The 16729-nt window shown below is 39.4% G+C and carries 14 protein-coding genes; 5 read left to right on the forward strand and 9 right to left on the reverse strand.

Annotated elements, in window-relative coordinates; translation table 11 throughout:
- Positions 1-201: 201 nt before the first annotated feature.
- The gene (locus PY091_RS00005; protein ID WP_136567684.1) at positions 202-1191 is read left to right on the forward strand and encodes an IS110 family RNA-guided transposase; all 990 of its coding nucleotides are present in this window, start codon (positions 202-204) and stop codon (positions 1189-1191) included.
- A 163-nt stretch (positions 1192-1354) separates the two neighbouring features.
- Here the strand turns inward: PY091_RS00005 and PY091_RS00010 are convergent, their stop codons facing one another.
- The 6 genes from PY091_RS00010 to PY091_RS00035 all read right to left on the reverse strand — a co-directional run bounded on the left by PY091_RS00010 (position 1355) and on the right by PY091_RS00035 (position 6873).
- Entirely contained in the window at positions 1355-1930 is a 576-nt protein-coding gene (locus PY091_RS00010; RefSeq protein WP_275647713.1) for a hypothetical protein, read from the reverse strand.
- A 238-nt stretch (positions 1931-2168) separates the two neighbouring features.
- A complete protein-coding gene (locus PY091_RS00015; RefSeq protein ID WP_275647714.1) occupies positions 2169-2555 on the reverse strand; it encodes a hypothetical protein in 387 nt (128 codons plus the stop codon).
- Between the two features lie 204 nt (positions 2556-2759).
- The gene (locus tag PY091_RS00020) at positions 2760-3245 is read right to left on the reverse strand and encodes a hypothetical protein (protein WP_275647715.1); all 486 of its coding nucleotides are present in this window, start codon (positions 3243-3245) and stop codon (positions 2760-2762) included.
- A gap of 185 nt (positions 3246-3430) precedes the next feature.
- Positions 3431-4546: a tyrosine-type recombinase/integrase gene (locus tag PY091_RS00025; RefSeq protein ID WP_275647716.1), complete on the reverse strand. Its 1116-nt coding sequence runs from the start codon at positions 4544-4546 to the stop codon at positions 3431-3433.
- A 161-nt stretch (positions 4547-4707) separates the two neighbouring features.
- On the reverse strand, positions 4708-5826 hold the full coding sequence (locus tag PY091_RS00030) for a GTP cyclohydrolase (RefSeq protein WP_275647717.1): 1119 nt from the start codon (positions 5824-5826) through the stop codon (positions 4708-4710).
- Positions 5827-5892: 66 nt separating this feature from the next.
- Complete coding sequence (locus PY091_RS00035) at positions 5893-6873, reverse strand: transporter (protein ID WP_275647718.1); 981 nt, start codon at positions 6871-6873, stop codon at positions 5893-5895.
- Between the two features lie 88 nt (positions 6874-6961).
- On the opposite strand from PY091_RS00035, the gene PY091_RS00040 reads away from it, so the two are divergent.
- The 4 genes from PY091_RS00040 to PY091_RS00055 are packed head-to-tail and all read left to right on the forward strand — an operon-like array spanning position 6962 to position 12407.
- Positions 6962-7222, forward strand: a complete 261-nt coding sequence (locus tag PY091_RS00040) for a DUF4834 family protein (RefSeq protein WP_275647719.1) — start codon at positions 6962-6964, stop codon at positions 7220-7222.
- A 24-nt stretch (positions 7223-7246) separates the two neighbouring features.
- A complete protein-coding gene (locus PY091_RS00045; protein ID WP_275647720.1) occupies positions 7247-9679 on the forward strand; it encodes a YfhO family protein in 2433 nt (810 codons plus the stop codon).
- Positions 9679-10947 carry a glycosyltransferase family 4 protein gene (locus tag PY091_RS00050; protein WP_275647721.1) on the forward strand — a complete coding sequence of 423 codons (1269 nt, stop codon included), beginning with the start codon at positions 9679-9681 and terminating at the stop codon, positions 10945-10947. Before PY091_RS00045 ends, PY091_RS00050 begins: the two co-directional genes overlap by 1 nt.
- Positions 10947-12407, forward strand: coding sequence for a lipopolysaccharide biosynthesis protein (locus tag PY091_RS00055; RefSeq protein ID WP_275647722.1), 1461 nt, complete (start codon positions 10947-10949; stop codon positions 12405-12407). The genes PY091_RS00050 and PY091_RS00055 overlap by 1 nt, the downstream gene beginning before the upstream one ends.
- 51 nt (positions 12408-12458) lie before the next feature.
- On the opposite strand, the gene PY091_RS00060 is transcribed toward PY091_RS00055, so the two are convergent.
- The 3 genes from PY091_RS00060 to PY091_RS00070 form a co-directional block, all read right to left on the reverse strand.
- Positions 12459-13670, reverse strand: a complete 1212-nt coding sequence (locus PY091_RS00060) for a hypothetical protein (RefSeq protein ID WP_275647723.1) — start codon at positions 13668-13670, stop codon at positions 12459-12461.
- Positions 13671-13784: 114 nt separating this feature from the next.
- On the reverse strand, positions 13785-15719 hold the full coding sequence (locus PY091_RS00065) for an OmpA family protein (protein WP_275647724.1): 1935 nt from the start codon (positions 15717-15719) through the stop codon (positions 13785-13787).
- A 10-nt stretch (positions 15720-15729) separates the two neighbouring features.
- Entirely contained in the window at positions 15730-16686 is a 957-nt protein-coding gene (locus tag PY091_RS00070) for a PorP/SprF family type IX secretion system membrane protein (protein ID WP_417956711.1), read from the reverse strand.
- Positions 16687-16729 lie beyond the last annotated feature (43 nt).

Here is a 16729-nt window from a genome sequence, read left to right on the forward strand (position 1 = left end):
CAACGGTCTCCTTTACTTTGAATTTATATATTAAATAAGAGAAAGAGGAGAACTAAAACGGTCTCTAAGTTAAGCCTTACTAGACGTATCAGTCCTCTTTTCTCCTAAAAGTTGCATAGAACCAATTGGAATACCAGGTGTTGTAGCACCCAATAAAGGAAATAGTTTTTGCAACATAATTTAACCGTCAATTTTAAAATTATGAAAAATTACAAAGAAGCCATTGGTATCGATGTATCAAAGAAGACTTTAGACGTTAGCTGTCATCTATTGGGCAAGCACAAGGTGTTTACGAACGACATAAGGGGTTATCGTTCCATGTTGTCCTGGGTGGGAAAAGAAGTAAAGGACTCCTTTTTTTACTGTTTTGAAAACACGGGGAACTATTCCTTGAAACTGTCTTGCTATTTAAGTAGGCAAGGTGTTGATTATGTAGAGGAGAATCCGTTGAGGATAAAAAGATCCCTGGGTCTGGTAAGGGAAAAGACTGACAAGGTGGATTCCCGGCTCATAGCAAGATATGCCTGGTTGTGCAGGGAAGAACTGACCGTGAGCGAGGCAAAGAGTTTGGTTTATCAGGAGTTAGGGAGATTATTGGGCCTTCGTGATCAAATGGTACGCAATAGGGCGGGGCTATTGGGCACCTTAAAGGAGATGGAGCATTTGTTGGGGAGTCCTTCCACGGATATAGGCTGTATTTCCATCAAGAGGGCGATAGCTTCACTTGATAAACAGGTCAAGGCCATTGAGGCTAGAATGGATCAGATATTAAGGGAGGATGAGGAATTGTCGGGCAATTACGGACTGTTGCTTTCTTTACGTGGGATTGGTTTTGTGGTGGCGTGCCAGCTGCTCTATCACACCCAAAACTTCCGACAATTCGATTCATGGAGAAAATTTTCGAGTTATTGTGGCCTGGCTCCCTATGACCATCAATCCGGCAGTAGTTTGCGAAAAAGGAAACAGTGTCATTGGATAGGGGACAGGAAGATGAAGACTTTGTTGAGCATGGCCGGTATATCGGCGATACAACATGATCCGGAACTCAGGGCGTACTATAAACGGAAAATAGCGGAAGGGAAGCCTAAGATGGTTGCTTTGAACAATGTCAGGAACAAACTTTTGGCAAGGGCATTCTCTGTGGTTAAAAGAGGGACACCATACGTGGTTTTACAAAAATTCGCTGCTTGAAAAAGGTTGAAATAAGTTTGGATTTGATCTTGGAATACGGCTATGAGTAGTTGCGTGGGTTTGCAATTAACTTTGCAAGTACACACCAAACTGAAAATCCGCAAGGATTTTCAGAAATAGGCGAGAACAAGCAATTACTTATAGCCATTGTTGTAGTGCGTTTTTATTTATTTTCCGATAATAATTTTACAATATTCACTCTATATTCTTCGTCCTTTTCATTCAATTCAACAGTTCCATTTTTCAAGTCAGGATTCAGGAATATTTCTGCGTATAGATTCCGTTCGTCATTCTCGTCAAAGAATAGTTTAAAATGAAATCGTCCATTTTCCAAAACAGCTTTCTCTTTATTTAAGGGAAAAGCAGTAAATGTCAATTTTTCGCTTGTAAATTTTGACTTATTTGGTTGACCATAAAGTTTAGAAATTACCTCGATTAGTTTGTCGCTTTCTTTTCCGATTGAGTGAATTTCAACTCCTTTTGCAGCAAAACTTGTATTGTCGATTTCTTCGTTCACAATTCCTGCTGGAATTTCGTCAGCAATGTTGATTTTCAGTCCGACAATTTGGTTTTCATATTTTGCTTTACATGTTAAACTCCAAAATCCATTGGCTAATTTTTCTTTTTCCTTTATAGAGAAAATTAAATCTTGCCAACCTTCTTCAGCGTCTTGTTTGGCAGTCAATTCAATCAGATTATTATTTTGACCAAATCCGAAAACGCTACTTAAAATTCCCATTATCAATATCAGTTTCTTTATTTTCATTAGGTTGCTCTCAAATGCACTACAACGGTTCTCGGCTATGATTTCGTTGTGGCTGGCGGCTGGTGAGCGACGGCGCGGGCCGGTGCGATTTTCCAGCGAGCCATGGCCGCGTTACGAAAGCATTCCCGTAGTTAATAGTTTTATTAAAAGTAGGGAATTTAGATCAAGGCAGGAGGGAACAATGAATTATAGCCAGTGTTGGCACCAGTTTTTATTTTTTATTTAGCTCATTTTTTAACCAATCCGAATCGTCAATTTTTATTTTTTTCTTTAAATCCAATGACAAACCTGTATTACAAATCAAAGCATGGCGAACTGTTTCCTCTGAATCGGTTTTGAGTAGGTCAAAAATCCGATTATTAATTTTTCTTTTTCTTGCTACGACATATCTAACTTTTACATCTATGTCGGTTGCAAGTAATTCGAGAATTTCAAGCGGAACAGTTTTATTATGAGCTACCCATTCTCTCATACTGGGATAATTTTCAATAATTTTTAACCAAGTTTTCACATCAGCTGAATCAGTGGCGGACTTCCTTTGCTCATCTAAGTTTTCACTTGTCCTTAATCGTATAAATTCTTCTGGTGAATGTATCATTTCAAATTGGTGCCAACGGCCGTGGCTATGTGCAGTGCGGGATTTGAAAGCGATAGTTTCAAATTAGCACGAACATAAGCGAGCTGTGTTTATATTTTTTAATTTTTGTTTCATAAATATACTAACTGCGAGCGGAATAAATGTACAGACCTTTCAGTTTTACACTTCAACCCGCATTGCATATAGCCGATGTTGTAGTGCGTTTTATAATTTAATTTCCGCTAAGAATCTCAGTTCATCAGTTTCTGCATTTTCCGATTCCACGTTTTGGTTATTATAAGTCAGTTTGGTCGGTATATAGTAAGATACTTCACAAGGAAGTTCAACAAACCTTGCTTCAAAGTTCAAAATGATTGATGTCGAGTCGTCCAAATTAATTGTGAACTCAAAATTTGATTCATTAGGAATAAATAGATAAATAGTATTGTCATACTTTTTTATATATTCATCGTCATATTGACTGGGCGGAATATATCGAAAGCCTGGATTTGAAAAGTCACCTTCGACAGTTATATTTTCAGGGTCGATTGTTCCATTTTCAATTAAGTTGGCACCAGTTTCATCAACTAATCTAATATACAATTCCGGAAATGCTGGGTCAAAAAGTGAACAGTCAATTCCGTTGTCATCGTCACTAGAACAACTTGTGAATAAAATTCCAATTAAAAAAAGAGTAAGTAATTTTTTCATAATTCAGATTTCTATTGAAATGCTTTAACATTCGATTGGTTGCGTTCAAATGCACTACAACTTGTTTATATACTGAACTCTTTTGGGTATATGAAATCAAAATGGGTGGCTATGCCCAGGTTTTGCCGTTCACACTTCAGTATAGATTACATGTATTATTTTCTTACAATGCAATATAATCATATTTATAGGTCATCGAACGGATTGCTGATGTTTTTAATACTATGCTCCGTTACATGGGTATAGATCATGGTCGTCTTAGGACTGCTATGTCCCAAAAGCTCCTGTATATACCTTATATCCGTCCCGTTTTCCAATAAATGTGTGGCAAAACTATGCCTAAGAGTATGTAATGTAACTTCTTTTCGAATACCGGACCGGGCTATGGCCCTCTTTAAGATCCATTGCGCGCTACTTGTACTATACGTGGGTGAGTTTTGCCCTTCGAACAAATAATCTTTGGGCTTATACTGCTTGTAGTACAATCGAAGGATTTCCAAAAAACTATGGGACAACAAAGTATATCTGTCCTTCTTGCCCTTAGCACTTTTTATGTGGATCAACATGCGCTTACTATCAATATCGTCGACCTTAAGATTAATCGCTTCTCCTATCCGTAAACCGCCGGAATACACAAGACCCAGTAATGTTTTATGTTTTAAGTTGTAAGTCACGTCCAATAATGTTCGTACCTCCTCCTTGCTCAGAACTACCGGAAGCTTCTTTTCTTTCTTGGGTCGCACCAATTCAAGCAGACCAATATCCATGTGTTTGAACAGAAAATATTTTTTAATCCCATTAATACATTGGTTTTGGTATGATATGGATTTGCCCTCACAAACAATAAACTCATAATTAAAGGATTCTACCAAGCGCTTGGTATAACTTTTGGCCTTTTTGCCAATACAATACCGCATAAAAAAACCAGTTACTTCCACATAAGTGTTCACCGTGTGCGGACTCAACCTTTTCTCTTCCAACCATCTTCGGAACCTTTTTAGCTCCTTATAATGGAAATCATCCATGGGAGGGAGGGTATAAGGTGTTTTCTTTACCGGAAAATCCAAGGGTTTTGGAGTCAGGTCGGAATAATCCACATAACAATTTATCTTTCTTAAATGATGGAATATACGACTAAGATTAATGGAAGTGTTGGCAACGAACCATGTGTTATCGGAGCTGTTAAACTGTATGTCCCTAAAACCAATAAGATGGTTTTCAACCACGGAATCCGTGTCAAAACAGATTTGTATAATTTCTTCTCCCTTATAAGCGCCCCGGATAAGCTTTACCGTTTTCATCCCCATTGTATTAGGTATAAAGGGGATGCTGCACAACGTCAATATCGAAAGGAAATCGATACCAAAGGTCAAATTACAAAAACCATTTGTATTTCAACCCCAATTTTTAAATACTCCGTTTACGTAGCATCCAAAATGAAGCTGATAAAGGGAATTGGGAACTACAGGTCCTTCACGTAGGTACATCTGCGCTTTATCACCTTGGGATCAAAGTGTTTCCACATTTGCTGTATGGCAATATTGTCCTCCAGCTCGGGAGTTCGTATACAATTAACAACCCCACGCTTTTTAAAGGTATGATGGTATTCGTTAAAAATAATGGAAGTCACCCCTTTGTTCTGGTATTTTGGATGAATCCCGATCAAGTAAAAAATAGCATCTTTACTGTGCTTTCTCGCGTTTAGCAAGTGAAAAATTCCAAAAGGGAACAATTTACCTTTCGCTTTTTGCAATGCCTCCGAAAAAGAGGGCATTACAATCGCAAATGCCACAAGATTATCCTCGGCATCCACAACAAATTTGATGTATTCCGGATTTATGAAACTGATGTACTTTTTCTTAAAGTACTCTTTCTGAACATCCGTGATCTTCACAAAAGAAGATAGTTTGGCATAAGTATCGTTAAAAAGGTCGAACATCTTGTCCACCCAGGGCATGATCTCGGAACTCTTTTCAAAATTAAGCTCACGAAGGCCATAACGCTTTTTGATCAACACATTGGCCTTGGCAAATAGTTTTGGGTCCGCATTGGCCGCCAAAAACTTGCTTTCGCGATACTCCTTCTCCTTGGTAAACCCATGCTGTTCGTAATGCGATTGGTAATACGGATGGTTGTACCAAGTTACCATGGTACCGATATGGTCAAAACCTTCGGTAAGTACACCCACTTTGTCCAAATTGGAAAAACCAACGGGACCTTCCATATATTCCAGCTGGTTTTGGTTACCAATTTCACGGACTTTGTCCAATAGAGCTTTGGATACTTCCAGGTCGTCCACAAAATCGAACCAACCAAAGCGCATTTTTTTCAATCCTTGTTCCTTTACTTCCAACCAGTTGATGATGGCTGCAACACGCCCAACCACCTTATTGTCCTTGTAGGCCAAAAAGAACTGTGCCTCGGCAGTCTTAAAAACAGGATTTTCGTCCTTGTCAAAAGAAGCCATTTCATCTTTGATGATAGGGGGTACCCAATACGGGGAATCCTTGTATAGGGAAAATGGAAATTTTACAAAACGCTTAAGGTCGGATTTGGACTGAACCTGTTTAACGGTAACCATAGGTGCAAATTAATGCCCAATATTATGAATATTACTTGCAGTAGAAAAATGAAGTTGGATGAAAACTTAAAAATCTATCTTGCCTCCCTTGTTTTTATTGCGTCTTTTTGATCTTTTATTGGCGTTCTTTTTGATTTTCCCGTTCACTCCCGACTGTTGCTCGTTGATAGGGATCAACTCATCTTTATGGAAATCCAATCGGTAAGAAAACCCAAGTACAACGAATATTCTGGAAGGATCGTTCTTAAATCCCGACCCTAAATGAAAATCCGCCTGAAAATTGGGGTTGATCAAACGGGCCACACCGGTCCTTAAAATAATATCCGAATATCGGTCGCCGGAAATACCTTGGCCTTCAAAGAAAACACTCCATCGTGGATCACGGAAAGCATGGGTAACCGAGAGGGCGTAGCGCCATTCCGGAAAATCGGTGGTAATACGATCATAAGCTATATTGGAAATCAACACAAATCTGGGTGAAAGCCTGCTCTGTGTCTGAATACCGCCTCGATAGGATATGGTGGGCTCACCCGGATAAAATGGATTGTCGCCCAACACAAAATTTGCGCCACCATAAACCGATACGGCCGGAATCAAGTTTTTCCATTGAAAGAGGTTGTTGGCCCTCCAGCTGTACAAATTGGGTTTGTTGCGTTCCGGGTCTTTAAAAGGGTCGAACACCAAGTATTTTAAACCTACCCGGTTTCTCGAAAAATTCGTCAGTTTACCCTCAATGCCCAAATCGGGATACGTGATATTTTGTGTGATAAAAGATCCTTCTGCAATAATTTCCAGTTCTTCAAAAAGCAACCCGTACCTAAACGCATAATCGGCCCCAAAAATATTGGAGTCGGAATTTAGATCGGCATTGTCCTGCTGTTCGTACAACATGCCCACCTCGGCCTGGACCACATTTTTACCAACGGCATAAGCACTCGCAGCCCTTCCGGGTCTGTTGGAGTTGATCACATCGGTGTATTGCGCAAAAATGAAAGTTGGGAATAGAACGAAAAGAAAAAGTGACTTTTTGATCATGGAAACATCCATATAACTGGGTTTTTAATAGTATTTTAAGATACGTTTGCTGGGTTTACGCTACTAACAGTGTAAATTTGATTCAATAACTAACGGTTATATGGTTTTATTACAAACGATTTTAATTGTCATATTAGTATACTACGGGCTCAAATTACTTTTAAAGTGGTTGGCACCGAAACTATTGAACTATGCGGTAAAAAAGACCAACGAACGTTTTGGTCAACAGTTCGGTACCCATCAAGATTTTGGTAATGAACACGCTAGGGAAGGGGAGACCACTATTTCCAAAAAACCACCCCGTAAATCCAATCCCTCAAAAAAAGTTGGAGAATACATAGATTTTGAGGAAATTGATTAATATTTGCCGAATCAAAACCTATCCATGAATCTTTCTCCAAAAGCCATTATCACCCATATTTGTGTTATCGCTTTATTTATCCTTGCCTCACTGGTCTACTTTTACCCAGTTTTGCAGGGCAAAGCCATTTTTCAATCCGATATTGCCCAATACAAGGGTATGGCCCAAGAACGGGATGCCTACAAGGATGTAACCGGAGAGGAATCGTATTGGACCAATAGCGCTTTTGGCGGTATGCCCACCTATCAATTAGGGGCCAATTACCCACATAATTACATAAAGGAACTAGATCGCTTAATTCGATTTTTACCCAGACCGGCCGATTATCTTTTTCTCTATTTAATAGGATTTTACATTCTGCTGTTGTGCTTAAAGGTCGATTTTAGGTTAGCCGCATTGGGTGCATTGGCCTTCGGGTTTTCCACCTATATGATTATTATACTTGGGGTAGGACACAATGCCAAGGCACACGCATTGGGGTATATTCCCATGGTTTTGGGCGGAATTGTGCTCGTTTTCAGGAAAAAATACATATTAGGATTTATACTCACAGCATTGGCCATGGCCTTGGAAATCAGCGCCAATCACTACCAAATGACATATTATTTTATGCTGTTGGTGCTTGTGATGGGACTGGTTTATTTGATCTATGCCATTAAGGAAAAGGAACTCAAACACTTTTTTGCCTCCGTCGGTATTTTGATCTTGGCCGTTGTACTTTCCATTTTTACTAATGCAACCAGCCTTTTGGCCACCAAGGAGTATGCTGATTGGAGTACACGCGGAAAATCGGAATTGACCATAAATCCAGATGGCAGCGAAAAGGAAATCTCCACCGGGCTGGACAAGGAGTATATTACACAATATAGCTACGGAATTGCGGAATCCTTGAACCTGTTTGCCCCGCGACTGTTCGGTGGATCGGGCAGCGAAGATTTGGGAACGGATTCCAAAGCTTATGAGTATTTGACCAATCAAGGATTGGCTCCCACAAAAGCCATAGAATTTTCCAGTGGTTTGCCCTTGTATTGGGGGGACCAACCCATTGTGGCTGCTCCTGCCTATGTTGGGGCCATAGTGTTCTTTTTATTTATGCTAGGGGTGTTTTTGGTGGATGGAAAAAAGAAATGGTGGCTGCTTTCCGGTGCAATTTTGTCGCTGTTGCTTTCTTGGGGGAAAAACTTCCCGCTGCTCACCAATTTTATGATCGATTATTTCCCGATGTACAACAAATTCAGGGCGGTTTCTTCCATTCAAGTGGTGTTGGAGCTTTGTTTGCCAGTTTTAGGAATTCTGGGAATTCGGGAACTGTTCATGTCCTCCGTAGATCAAAAGAAAAAACTTAATGCCCTAAAACTGAGTTTCTTTGTTTCCGTAGGACTTGGCATCGTCATTTTCTTGTTGAAAGGCTTCTTCGATTTTGAAGGGATACGAGATGAAATGTATCGTGGCTACTTTGGAGATGAATTAATGACCATGATCCAACGTGATCGTGAAGCAGTTTACGTGAACGATACCATCCGCTCGTTGATTTACGTGGCATTGGCCGCTGCCGCTTTATGGTTCTTTATCAAAGATAAAATCAACAAAAATGTATTGGTATTCGCCCTGGGTGCTCTTATCCTGTTTGATTTGGTAGGAGTGGACCTCAGGTATGTGAACGAAGACGATTTTGTACGTCAACGTCAGGTGAACCAACCGTTCCAAGCCAATCAGCTGGATCAAATGATCATGCAAGATGACTCCATTTACAGGGTATTTGATCCTGAAGAAGGAATCAATGGTGCCAGAACCTCGTATTTTCATAAATCCATTGGTGGATATCACGCTGCCAAACCTAGAGCACTTCAGAATTTGTTCGAGTACCATTTGTACCAAAACAATCTGCAGGTGTTGAACATGTTGAACGTTAAATACATTATTCAACAAGATGAGGAAGGCAACAGCTATCCCGGGGTTAACCCTGATGCCAATGGCAATGCTTGGTTTGTAGATCAATTACTTCCTGTGTCCTCGGCCAATGAAGAAATTTTAAAATTGAAGGATTTCAATTCCAAGACTCAAGCGGTGGTCAATACCAAAGAATACCCCGAATTGACCAAACTTCGCTATACATTGGATTCTGTGGCCAACATTGATTTGGTGGAGTATCGCCCAGATTATTTAAAATATAAATCCAACAATTCCAATGATGGTTTTGCCGTATTCTCTGAAATGCATTATCCATCCGGTTGGAATGCCTATGTAGATGGTGAACCACAAAAGCACTATAAAGTGGATTATGCCCTTCGTGGTATGAAGGTGCCTTCTGGACAACACGAAATTGAGTTCAAGTTTGAGCCCGAGGTGGTAGAAACGGGAAGCCAGATTACCTTGGCTGCCAATATTCTTTTGGGATTGATCATAGTTGGGGGATTGGGCTTTACCCTGTTCCGTGGCAAAAAGGAAGAATCCTAATGCGAAAAGTCTTGGTCATAGCGTACTATTGGCCTCCTGCTGGGGGACCAGGGGTACAGCGTTGGCTCAAGTTTACTAAATACTTGCCCGATTTTAGCATCGAACCTATCGTATACGTTCCGGAAAACCCAAGTTATCCTATTGTGGACGAAAAATTGGTCGAGGAAGTTCCAGCATCTATCAAAGTCCTGAAACAACCCATAAAAGAACCGTATGGTTTGGCTTCATTAGTATCCAAAAAGAAGACCAAGACCATTAGTTCGGGTATCATCAAAGAGAAGAATCCATCATTTATAGAGAAAGTCTTGCTTTGGGTTCGTGGCAACTTTTTTATCCCAGATGCACGGAAACTTTGGGTTACACCTTCAGTCACATATTTGGCCAAAGTAATTGCGGACGAAGGGATAACTACCATTATTACTACAGGGCCTCCACATAGTTTGCATTTAATCGGACTGGGCCTTAAAAAAAAATATAACCTCCAATGGATTGCCGATTTTCGCGATCCTTGGACCTCTATTGGTTATCATAAAAAATTACGATTGACCCAGTATGCTCGGCTAAAGCATAAAGCTTTGGAAAAAGCTGTCCTTTTAAAGGCGGACAAAATTGTAGTAACAAGTAACACTACCAAATTAGAGTTTGAGGCAATCACTCCTAAACCTATTAAAGTAATCACCAATGGTTTTGATGATGAACTTGAGCCAATCAAGCTTGATGCAAAGTTTACAGTTTCTCATATTGGTTCTTTATTAACTGGAAGAAACCCTTTAGGGTTTTGGCAGGCCTTACAAGAATTAATCGCGGAAAACGAAGCATTCAAAAAATCACTTAAAGTACAATTGGCAGGGGTTGTAGGGGAAGAAGTCCTGCAATCTATCCAGGATTTTGGACTGGATGATCATGTGGAACAGTTGGGATATCTGTCGCACGATAAGGTTTTGGATACACAACAAAAATCGCAGTTGCTTTTATTGTTGGAAATTGATTCGGAAGAGACCAAAGGCATTATTCCAGGAAAATTGTTTGAATACTTGAACGCCAAACGACCTATTTTGGCCATTGGACCTAAGGGGTGGGAGGCAGGTGCCATGGTAGAAGCACACGGTGCAGGAAATATGTGCCTGCATTCCGATGTTCCCTCCTTAAAAAATGTACTTTTGGAAGCATTCCACCTTTACGAGAATAAGACTCTGGTGTGTAATTCTAAAGGGGTGGAGCAGTATCATAGAAAGGCGTTAACGGAATCTTTGGCTAAATTTATCTAATGGGCGTTGTTCTAAAACAATCCATACAAAATACTGTGGTAACGTATTTGGGGTTCTTTTTTGGGGCCATCAATACGTTGTTTCTCTACACTAAAATCCTACCGGACGAATATTATGGACTTGTAACCTTTATTTTGGCATCCGGTGCCATTTTAATGCCCTTAATGGCCTTTGGTGTACACAATACCTTGGTAAAGTTTTATAGTACTCATAAAGAGACAGAAAAAGACGGCTTTTTCACCTTGATGTTGCTTATTCCCTTGTTGGGGATATTGCCTGTCGCTTTAATAGGCTTGGTATGGTACGACCCCATTGGTGACTGGGTATCCAAAGTAAATCCCATGGTTAAGGATTACCTCTGGTATGTCTTTTTTGTGGGATTGGCCATGGGCTATTTTGAAGTATTCTATTCCTGGACCAAGGTGCATTTAAAGTCGGTTTTTGGCAACTTTATGAAAGAGGTTTTTGCGCGTATCGGAGTGTCTGTTCTATTAATTCTATTTTATTTTGATGTCATTTCGTTGGACATTTTCTTTAAATGTTTGGTAGGCCTTTACCTTTTGCGAACGGTAGTGATAAAAATATATGCATATACCTTACGGAGACCAAAATTGGATTTTAGGTTTCCACCCTTTACCAAAGAAATTCTTTCCTATTCCTTTTTGATTATTCTGGGTGGTTCCGCTGCCTTGATATTGTTGGAGATTGATAAGGTGATGCTCAACCAGTTTATTAGTATTGAGAATGTTGCCTATTATGGCGTTTCCGTGTATATCGCAACTGTGATTATTGTGCCATCGCGTGCAATGCACCAGATCACGTACCCTTTAACTGCGGAATTATTGAACACCAATAACCATAGTGGACTGGATAAATTGTACAAAAAGTCCTCACTGACCCTGTTTATAGCATCTGGGATAATATTTGTACTGATCATCCTAAACCTGAATGACTTGTATTTGATGCTGCCCGAGAATTATAGAAATGGGTTTACGATAGTATTTTTAATAGGGTTGGCCAAAGTCATGGATTCCCTGTTGGGGAATATCAATTCCATTTTGTACAATTCCCAATATTATAAAACGGTCTTGGTTTTTGGCGTGTGTTTGGCTGCCCTCACCATACTATTGAACTATATTTTAATTCCAACGATGGGGTTGGAGGGTGCTGCATTGGCCAGTTTTATATCCATTTTTATCTTCAATTTGGTAAAGTTTTTTTTTGTAAAGATGAAATTTGGCATTGTTCCTTTTACATCAGCTACTTTTAAAGTGTTTGCAACATTGATTCTATTAACTGTACTTTTTGACCTATTGCAGTTTCAATTTCACCCGATTATTAATATTGGATTAAAATCCCTTCTGGTAATAGGGATGTATGTAGGTATTTTGTACAGATTCAACATTTCTGAAGATGTCACCGGGTTTTTGTCCAAATGGCTCAAAAAAAATACCCCGTAGCGAATAAATTCAACTACGGGGTAAACAACTAACCAACCTAAAAAAATCTATCTAATTATTTCTTCTGGAAGAACCTCTAGAGCTACTTGTTCTAGCGCTGCTTTTTCTTGCACCTGAACTTCTGCTCACACTAGGCCTGGAACTACTCTTACTACTTACCGAGGTTTTCCTTGGGCTAGGGTTGGAACTTCTGGAAACGGCTTTCCTTGAAGAGTTTCCCTTGCTCACCGCAGACCTGCTTGCTGTTCTCGATGTGGTCTGTGGTTTTCTGTAAGTACTTTGTGCAGAACGATTTACTGTTCTGTTGTTTGTACTTGGGGCCACTTTTCTGGCATTGGAGCTACTGTTGTTAGAAGCTCTTGTTGCCTTATTATTGGAAGCCGTTGTTCTTCCAGATCTTGTTACATTATTTGACTTTCTATAATCATTGCTTCTTGCATCTCTGGTAGCAACATTTGGACGTCGAACGGTATTACTGGAACGGTTTGCCATTGTATTGCCTCTTCTTGAGGAATTTTTGGAAACAGTTGCGTTGCTTCTACCGTAATCTGCTCTACGCATGTTATTGTCCCTAACTGCTACTCTTCTATCATTTCTATAGATATTTTCTCTTCTATAGGTATTATTGTTTCTATATACTTTACCCAATCTGGCATATGTTCTTCTGGTATTATGTCTGTAAGGAGCATAGTAAGTATATCTCACTGGTCTGTAATACCTACGGTAAGGTCTTGCATAAACATTACAGAATCCTACTGATGGTCTCATAAAGTACCTGTGGAACGGTCTGTACACATATCTTCTGTTGTAAATGTTGATATATCCTGTGTAGTGACTGAAAACACCTCCGTTATAGTAAACGTGCAATCCACCTATTCTTCGTACTCTACCATTATTATACCAGATGTTTACGTTTCCAATTTGAGATACTCTACCGTAATAGTCATAAAATACAGGTGTATTTTCTACTTGGATTACAGCTCCATAATCATCATACTGAACATAAGGGTTGTAATTATAACCGGAGTTAAAGGTTATACCTACATTTCCAATTTGTGCGCCAACACCTACATTAACCCTGTTGTCCATATAGAAATCGAATTCACCATCTGGATAAACGGAGAACGTTACTCCACCTTCCACAAAAATGAAAGAATTGCCATATCGGTAATTAGTGGTGGTAGCCACATTGTTGGTTGTTTCTGCTTGGATACTTGGTATTGCCAAAACAACCGCTGCTATAAGGAGTACTAACTTTTTCATACTACAAGGTTTTAAATTCTAGATGCAACTATTTACATCCACCCTGTATTATACAATCAGCGTGCCAAAAAATGTAACACGCTGATATACAGTATAAAAAGTATGTTTAAATGTCTATTGGATAATAAACATCGACCTTCTGTTCAATTGATGGTCTTCTTCGGAACAAGTTTCTCCATTGGCACAGTTATTAACGAGTTGTGATTCTCCATAACCTTTGGATGTTAACCTATTTCTATCTATTCCCTTGTTAACCAGCCATTCCAAAGTAGATTTTGCTCTTCGATCGGATAAAAGCATGTTGTAGTCATCATTTCCTCGAGAATCGGTGTGGGACTCGATATGTATTTTTAACTGTGGGTATTCCTTCATGGCCTGCAAAATTTTGGCCAATTCCACTTCTGCGTCTGGTCGAATGTTATGCTTGTCAAAATCAAAGTAAATTGGTTGTAGATCCAATCGGCAGCCTAAATCGTTTACCGGGCAATCGGGTGGGGTTAACGCAATGTCTACCTGCAGCATATTGGATCCTTGAGGTGTGTTTATTAGCTTTTCATTCGGCAGATACTCTTTTTCCTCATTGGATGCCCTTACTACATATTGCTTTTGGCAATCAATATTATCTTCAAACTTGTAGTTTCCATTGGAACCAGTAATCTGTTGGGCAACCACTTTATTGTTATCATCCAACAGGTATACAATGGATCCTTCCAGAGGCTCTTTGGTATTGGCATCTGTAATTGCTCCAAAAACTACAGTAATGCAATTTTCGGTTATGGCATAGATGTCATCGGAACTACTGCCTCCAGTGCCACCTCTATTCGAGGAAAGATATCCGATTTTTTCTTTTTCCTTTACTATAAACCCAAAATCATCTTGATTGGAATTAATGGGTTGACCAAGGTTTTCAACCAAAGAATTTCCATTTGAGTTGTTCAATGATGTTTTAAAAATATCCAACCCTCCAAGTCCAACATGACCATCACTGGAAAAAAACAAGTGGTTCTCGTCACTTATAAAAGGGAATGATTCTCGTTCGGGCGTATTGATTCCGGGACCGAGATTCACTGGCGCCCCATAAGTTCCATTTTTACGTATATCCACATACCAAATATCGGATGCTCCCAAAGTACCTTCCATATTTGAAGAAAAATACAGTTTAGTTTCGTCAGGGTTTAAAGCCGGGTGTGCGGTTGAATAGGAGTCGTTGTTAAAAGGCAGTTCCTTAACATTGCCCCATGTTCCATCTTCTTGTAGGGATGCTTTATATATTTTTAAACTCACCAACCTTTTTTTGCCTCGTTTTTTCTTTCCATCCAAATAGTTGTTTCTGGTAAAGTATACGGTTTTTCCATCTTTGGTGAATGTAGCGGAAGATTCGTGATAGGGTGAGTTGATTTCACCTTCCAATTGCTTCATATTTGTAAGTCTCGTATTATTCTCAAGATCAGCTTGGAACAAATCAAGATAGGGGAGACCATTCCAGTCATGAACTTTGTTGCCTTCTGTATTAATGGAGGAAGAAGCAAATACAATTTTGTTTCCATAAAAGGCTGGTCCAAAATCGGAACCTTTCATTTCGGATGTTATGTTCGTCACTTTGAACCTATCGTTCTTAGAGTTGGTAAGTTCTTCGAAATAATCCCAATTATTTATTTGGTTTTGGGCCAGATCGGAACCGTTTGTAGCACTGGTGAACTTCTCCATCATAACTTTGGAATCCTCGTAACGACCAACACTTTTGAGAGTTTGAGCCATTCGAAAGTAGTATTCGGACTTAACGTCATTCGGATAATTGCTGATCAGTTTTTGATACCATTTGTTCGCTTCCGAGTATTCGCTATTGAAATAATAGGTATCTCCTAACTTTTCAAAAATCTGAGCCGACTCATAGCCATCCTCAACAACATTCAGGTAAATTTTACGAGCGTCGATATAGTCGTAACTATCAAATTCTTCATTGGCTTTTTTAATCTTGCCTTCTTGTGCAAATGTGCTACCTACCAATAAAAAGATGGAAAACACATGTATAATTATTCTTCTTTTCATGGTGATTTTATTAAAAGAATCTTGGGGTTATGATCCTATCTGATTTATTGAAAATGTCGAACCTGAGAAACACTTCGTAAGAACCATCGCTGTATTGTTCTAGATCGGTTGTTTGAAAATCATATCCAATTCCTGCAAAAATTGATTTTGATATTTGAAACCCGGCAAGGGCACTAAGCGAAGCACTCCATCGGTAAGATGCTCCAAGGGTAAACTTTTCGTTGATCAGAAAATTGGCGGACAAATCCCACTGCAATGGTGAGCCACTCACATATTTCACCAATGCTGCAGGTTTAAATTTTAAGTTGGTATTTAAATCAAAAACATAGCCAGTTATAAAGTAATAGTGTAAACGTTCAATAGCGATACTTTCAACATCGGTATTTTCAAGAGAGCTCTCATCATAATGTTTGGTATTCAAAAAATTCGGAACAGATAGACCTGCATAGAATCTATCGGTGTTCAAGTACAACCCAGCACCAATTTGAGGTTGTAGTTTATTGTCCACACTATTTTGAAAATGGGGGTCATTTGGATTAAAGATATTAAGCTTGGTATAATCAACATCTAGCATGTCCAAACCAGCCTTAAGTCCCATGGAAAGTTTTGTTTGGTACGATAGTTTTATCGAATAGGAGTAATCTACCACTATATTGGACTCTACAGCAGGCCCAATTCTGTCATATACAATAGATAGCCCTAGTCCCATATTGTCATAAAGTCCAATGGGTGAGTTTACCGTGAAGGTTCCAGATTCAGGGGAGCCTTCTAAGCTAACCCACTGTGTTCGCCCTAATAAACCAAAGCTCAATACTTCCCGGTTTCCTGCATAAGCGGGGTTCACAACCTGAGTATTGTACATGTATTGTGTGTACTGTGGATCTTGTTGTGCCAAGGATGTAGCTATGGCAAACAGCAACACTACAATGCTCAAGCTTTGTTTCCTATATCTTTTAAGAGTTGTCATTTTTATCTTTGATTCTTTTTTCATGATTGTGTTATCGATGGGT

This window comes from Flagellimonas okinawensis, assembly GCF_029194005.1.
Classification (GTDB): Bacteria; Bacteroidota; Bacteroidia; order Flavobacteriales; family Flavobacteriaceae; genus Flagellimonas; species Flagellimonas okinawensis.

What these genes read in the sequence shown, in the direction of transcription:
- PY091_RS00020 (WP_275647715.1), bottom strand. Translation starts at nt 3,245, where the DNA reads ATGAAAAAATTACTTACTCTTTTTTTAATTGGAATTTTATTCACAAGT.
- PY091_RS00070 (WP_417956711.1), bottom strand. Translation starts at nt 16,686, where the DNA reads ATGACAACTCTTAAAAGATATAGGAAACAAAGCTTGAGCATTGTAGTG.
- PY091_RS00055 (WP_275647722.1), top strand. Translation starts at nt 10,947, where the DNA reads ATGGGCGTTGTTCTAAAACAATCCATACAAAATACTGTGGTAACGTAT.
- PY091_RS00025 (WP_275647716.1), bottom strand. Translation starts at nt 4,546, where the DNA reads ATGAAAACGGTAAAGCTTATCCGGGGCGCTTATAAGGGAGAAGAAATT.
- PY091_RS00060 (WP_275647723.1), bottom strand. Translation starts at nt 13,670, where the DNA reads ATGAAAAAGTTAGTACTCCTTATAGCAGCGGTTGTTTTGGCAATACCA.
- PY091_RS00010 (WP_275647713.1), bottom strand. Translation starts at nt 1,930, where the DNA reads ATGGGAATTTTAAGTAGCGTTTTCGGATTTGGTCAAAATAATAATCTG.
- PY091_RS00065 (WP_275647724.1), bottom strand. Translation starts at nt 15,719, where the DNA reads ATGAAAAGAAGAATAATTATACATGTGTTTTCCATCTTTTTATTGGTA.
- PY091_RS00030 (WP_275647717.1), bottom strand. Translation starts at nt 5,826, where the DNA reads ATGGTTACCGTTAAACAGGTTCAGTCCAAATCCGACCTTAAGCGTTTT.
- PY091_RS00005 (WP_136567684.1), top strand. Translation starts at nt 202, where the DNA reads ATGAAAAATTACAAAGAAGCCATTGGTATCGATGTATCAAAGAAGACT.
- PY091_RS00040 (WP_275647719.1), top strand. Translation starts at nt 6,962, where the DNA reads ATGGTTTTATTACAAACGATTTTAATTGTCATATTAGTATACTACGGG.
- PY091_RS00015 (WP_275647714.1), bottom strand. Translation starts at nt 2,555, where the DNA reads ATGATACATTCACCAGAAGAATTTATACGATTAAGGACAAGTGAAAAC.
- PY091_RS00045 (WP_275647720.1), top strand. Translation starts at nt 7,247, where the DNA reads ATGAATCTTTCTCCAAAAGCCATTATCACCCATATTTGTGTTATCGCT.
- PY091_RS00035 (WP_275647718.1), bottom strand. Translation starts at nt 6,873, where the DNA reads ATGGATGTTTCCATGATCAAAAAGTCACTTTTTCTTTTCGTTCTATTC.
- PY091_RS00050 (WP_275647721.1), top strand. Translation starts at nt 9,679, where the DNA reads ATGCGAAAAGTCTTGGTCATAGCGTACTATTGGCCTCCTGCTGGGGGA.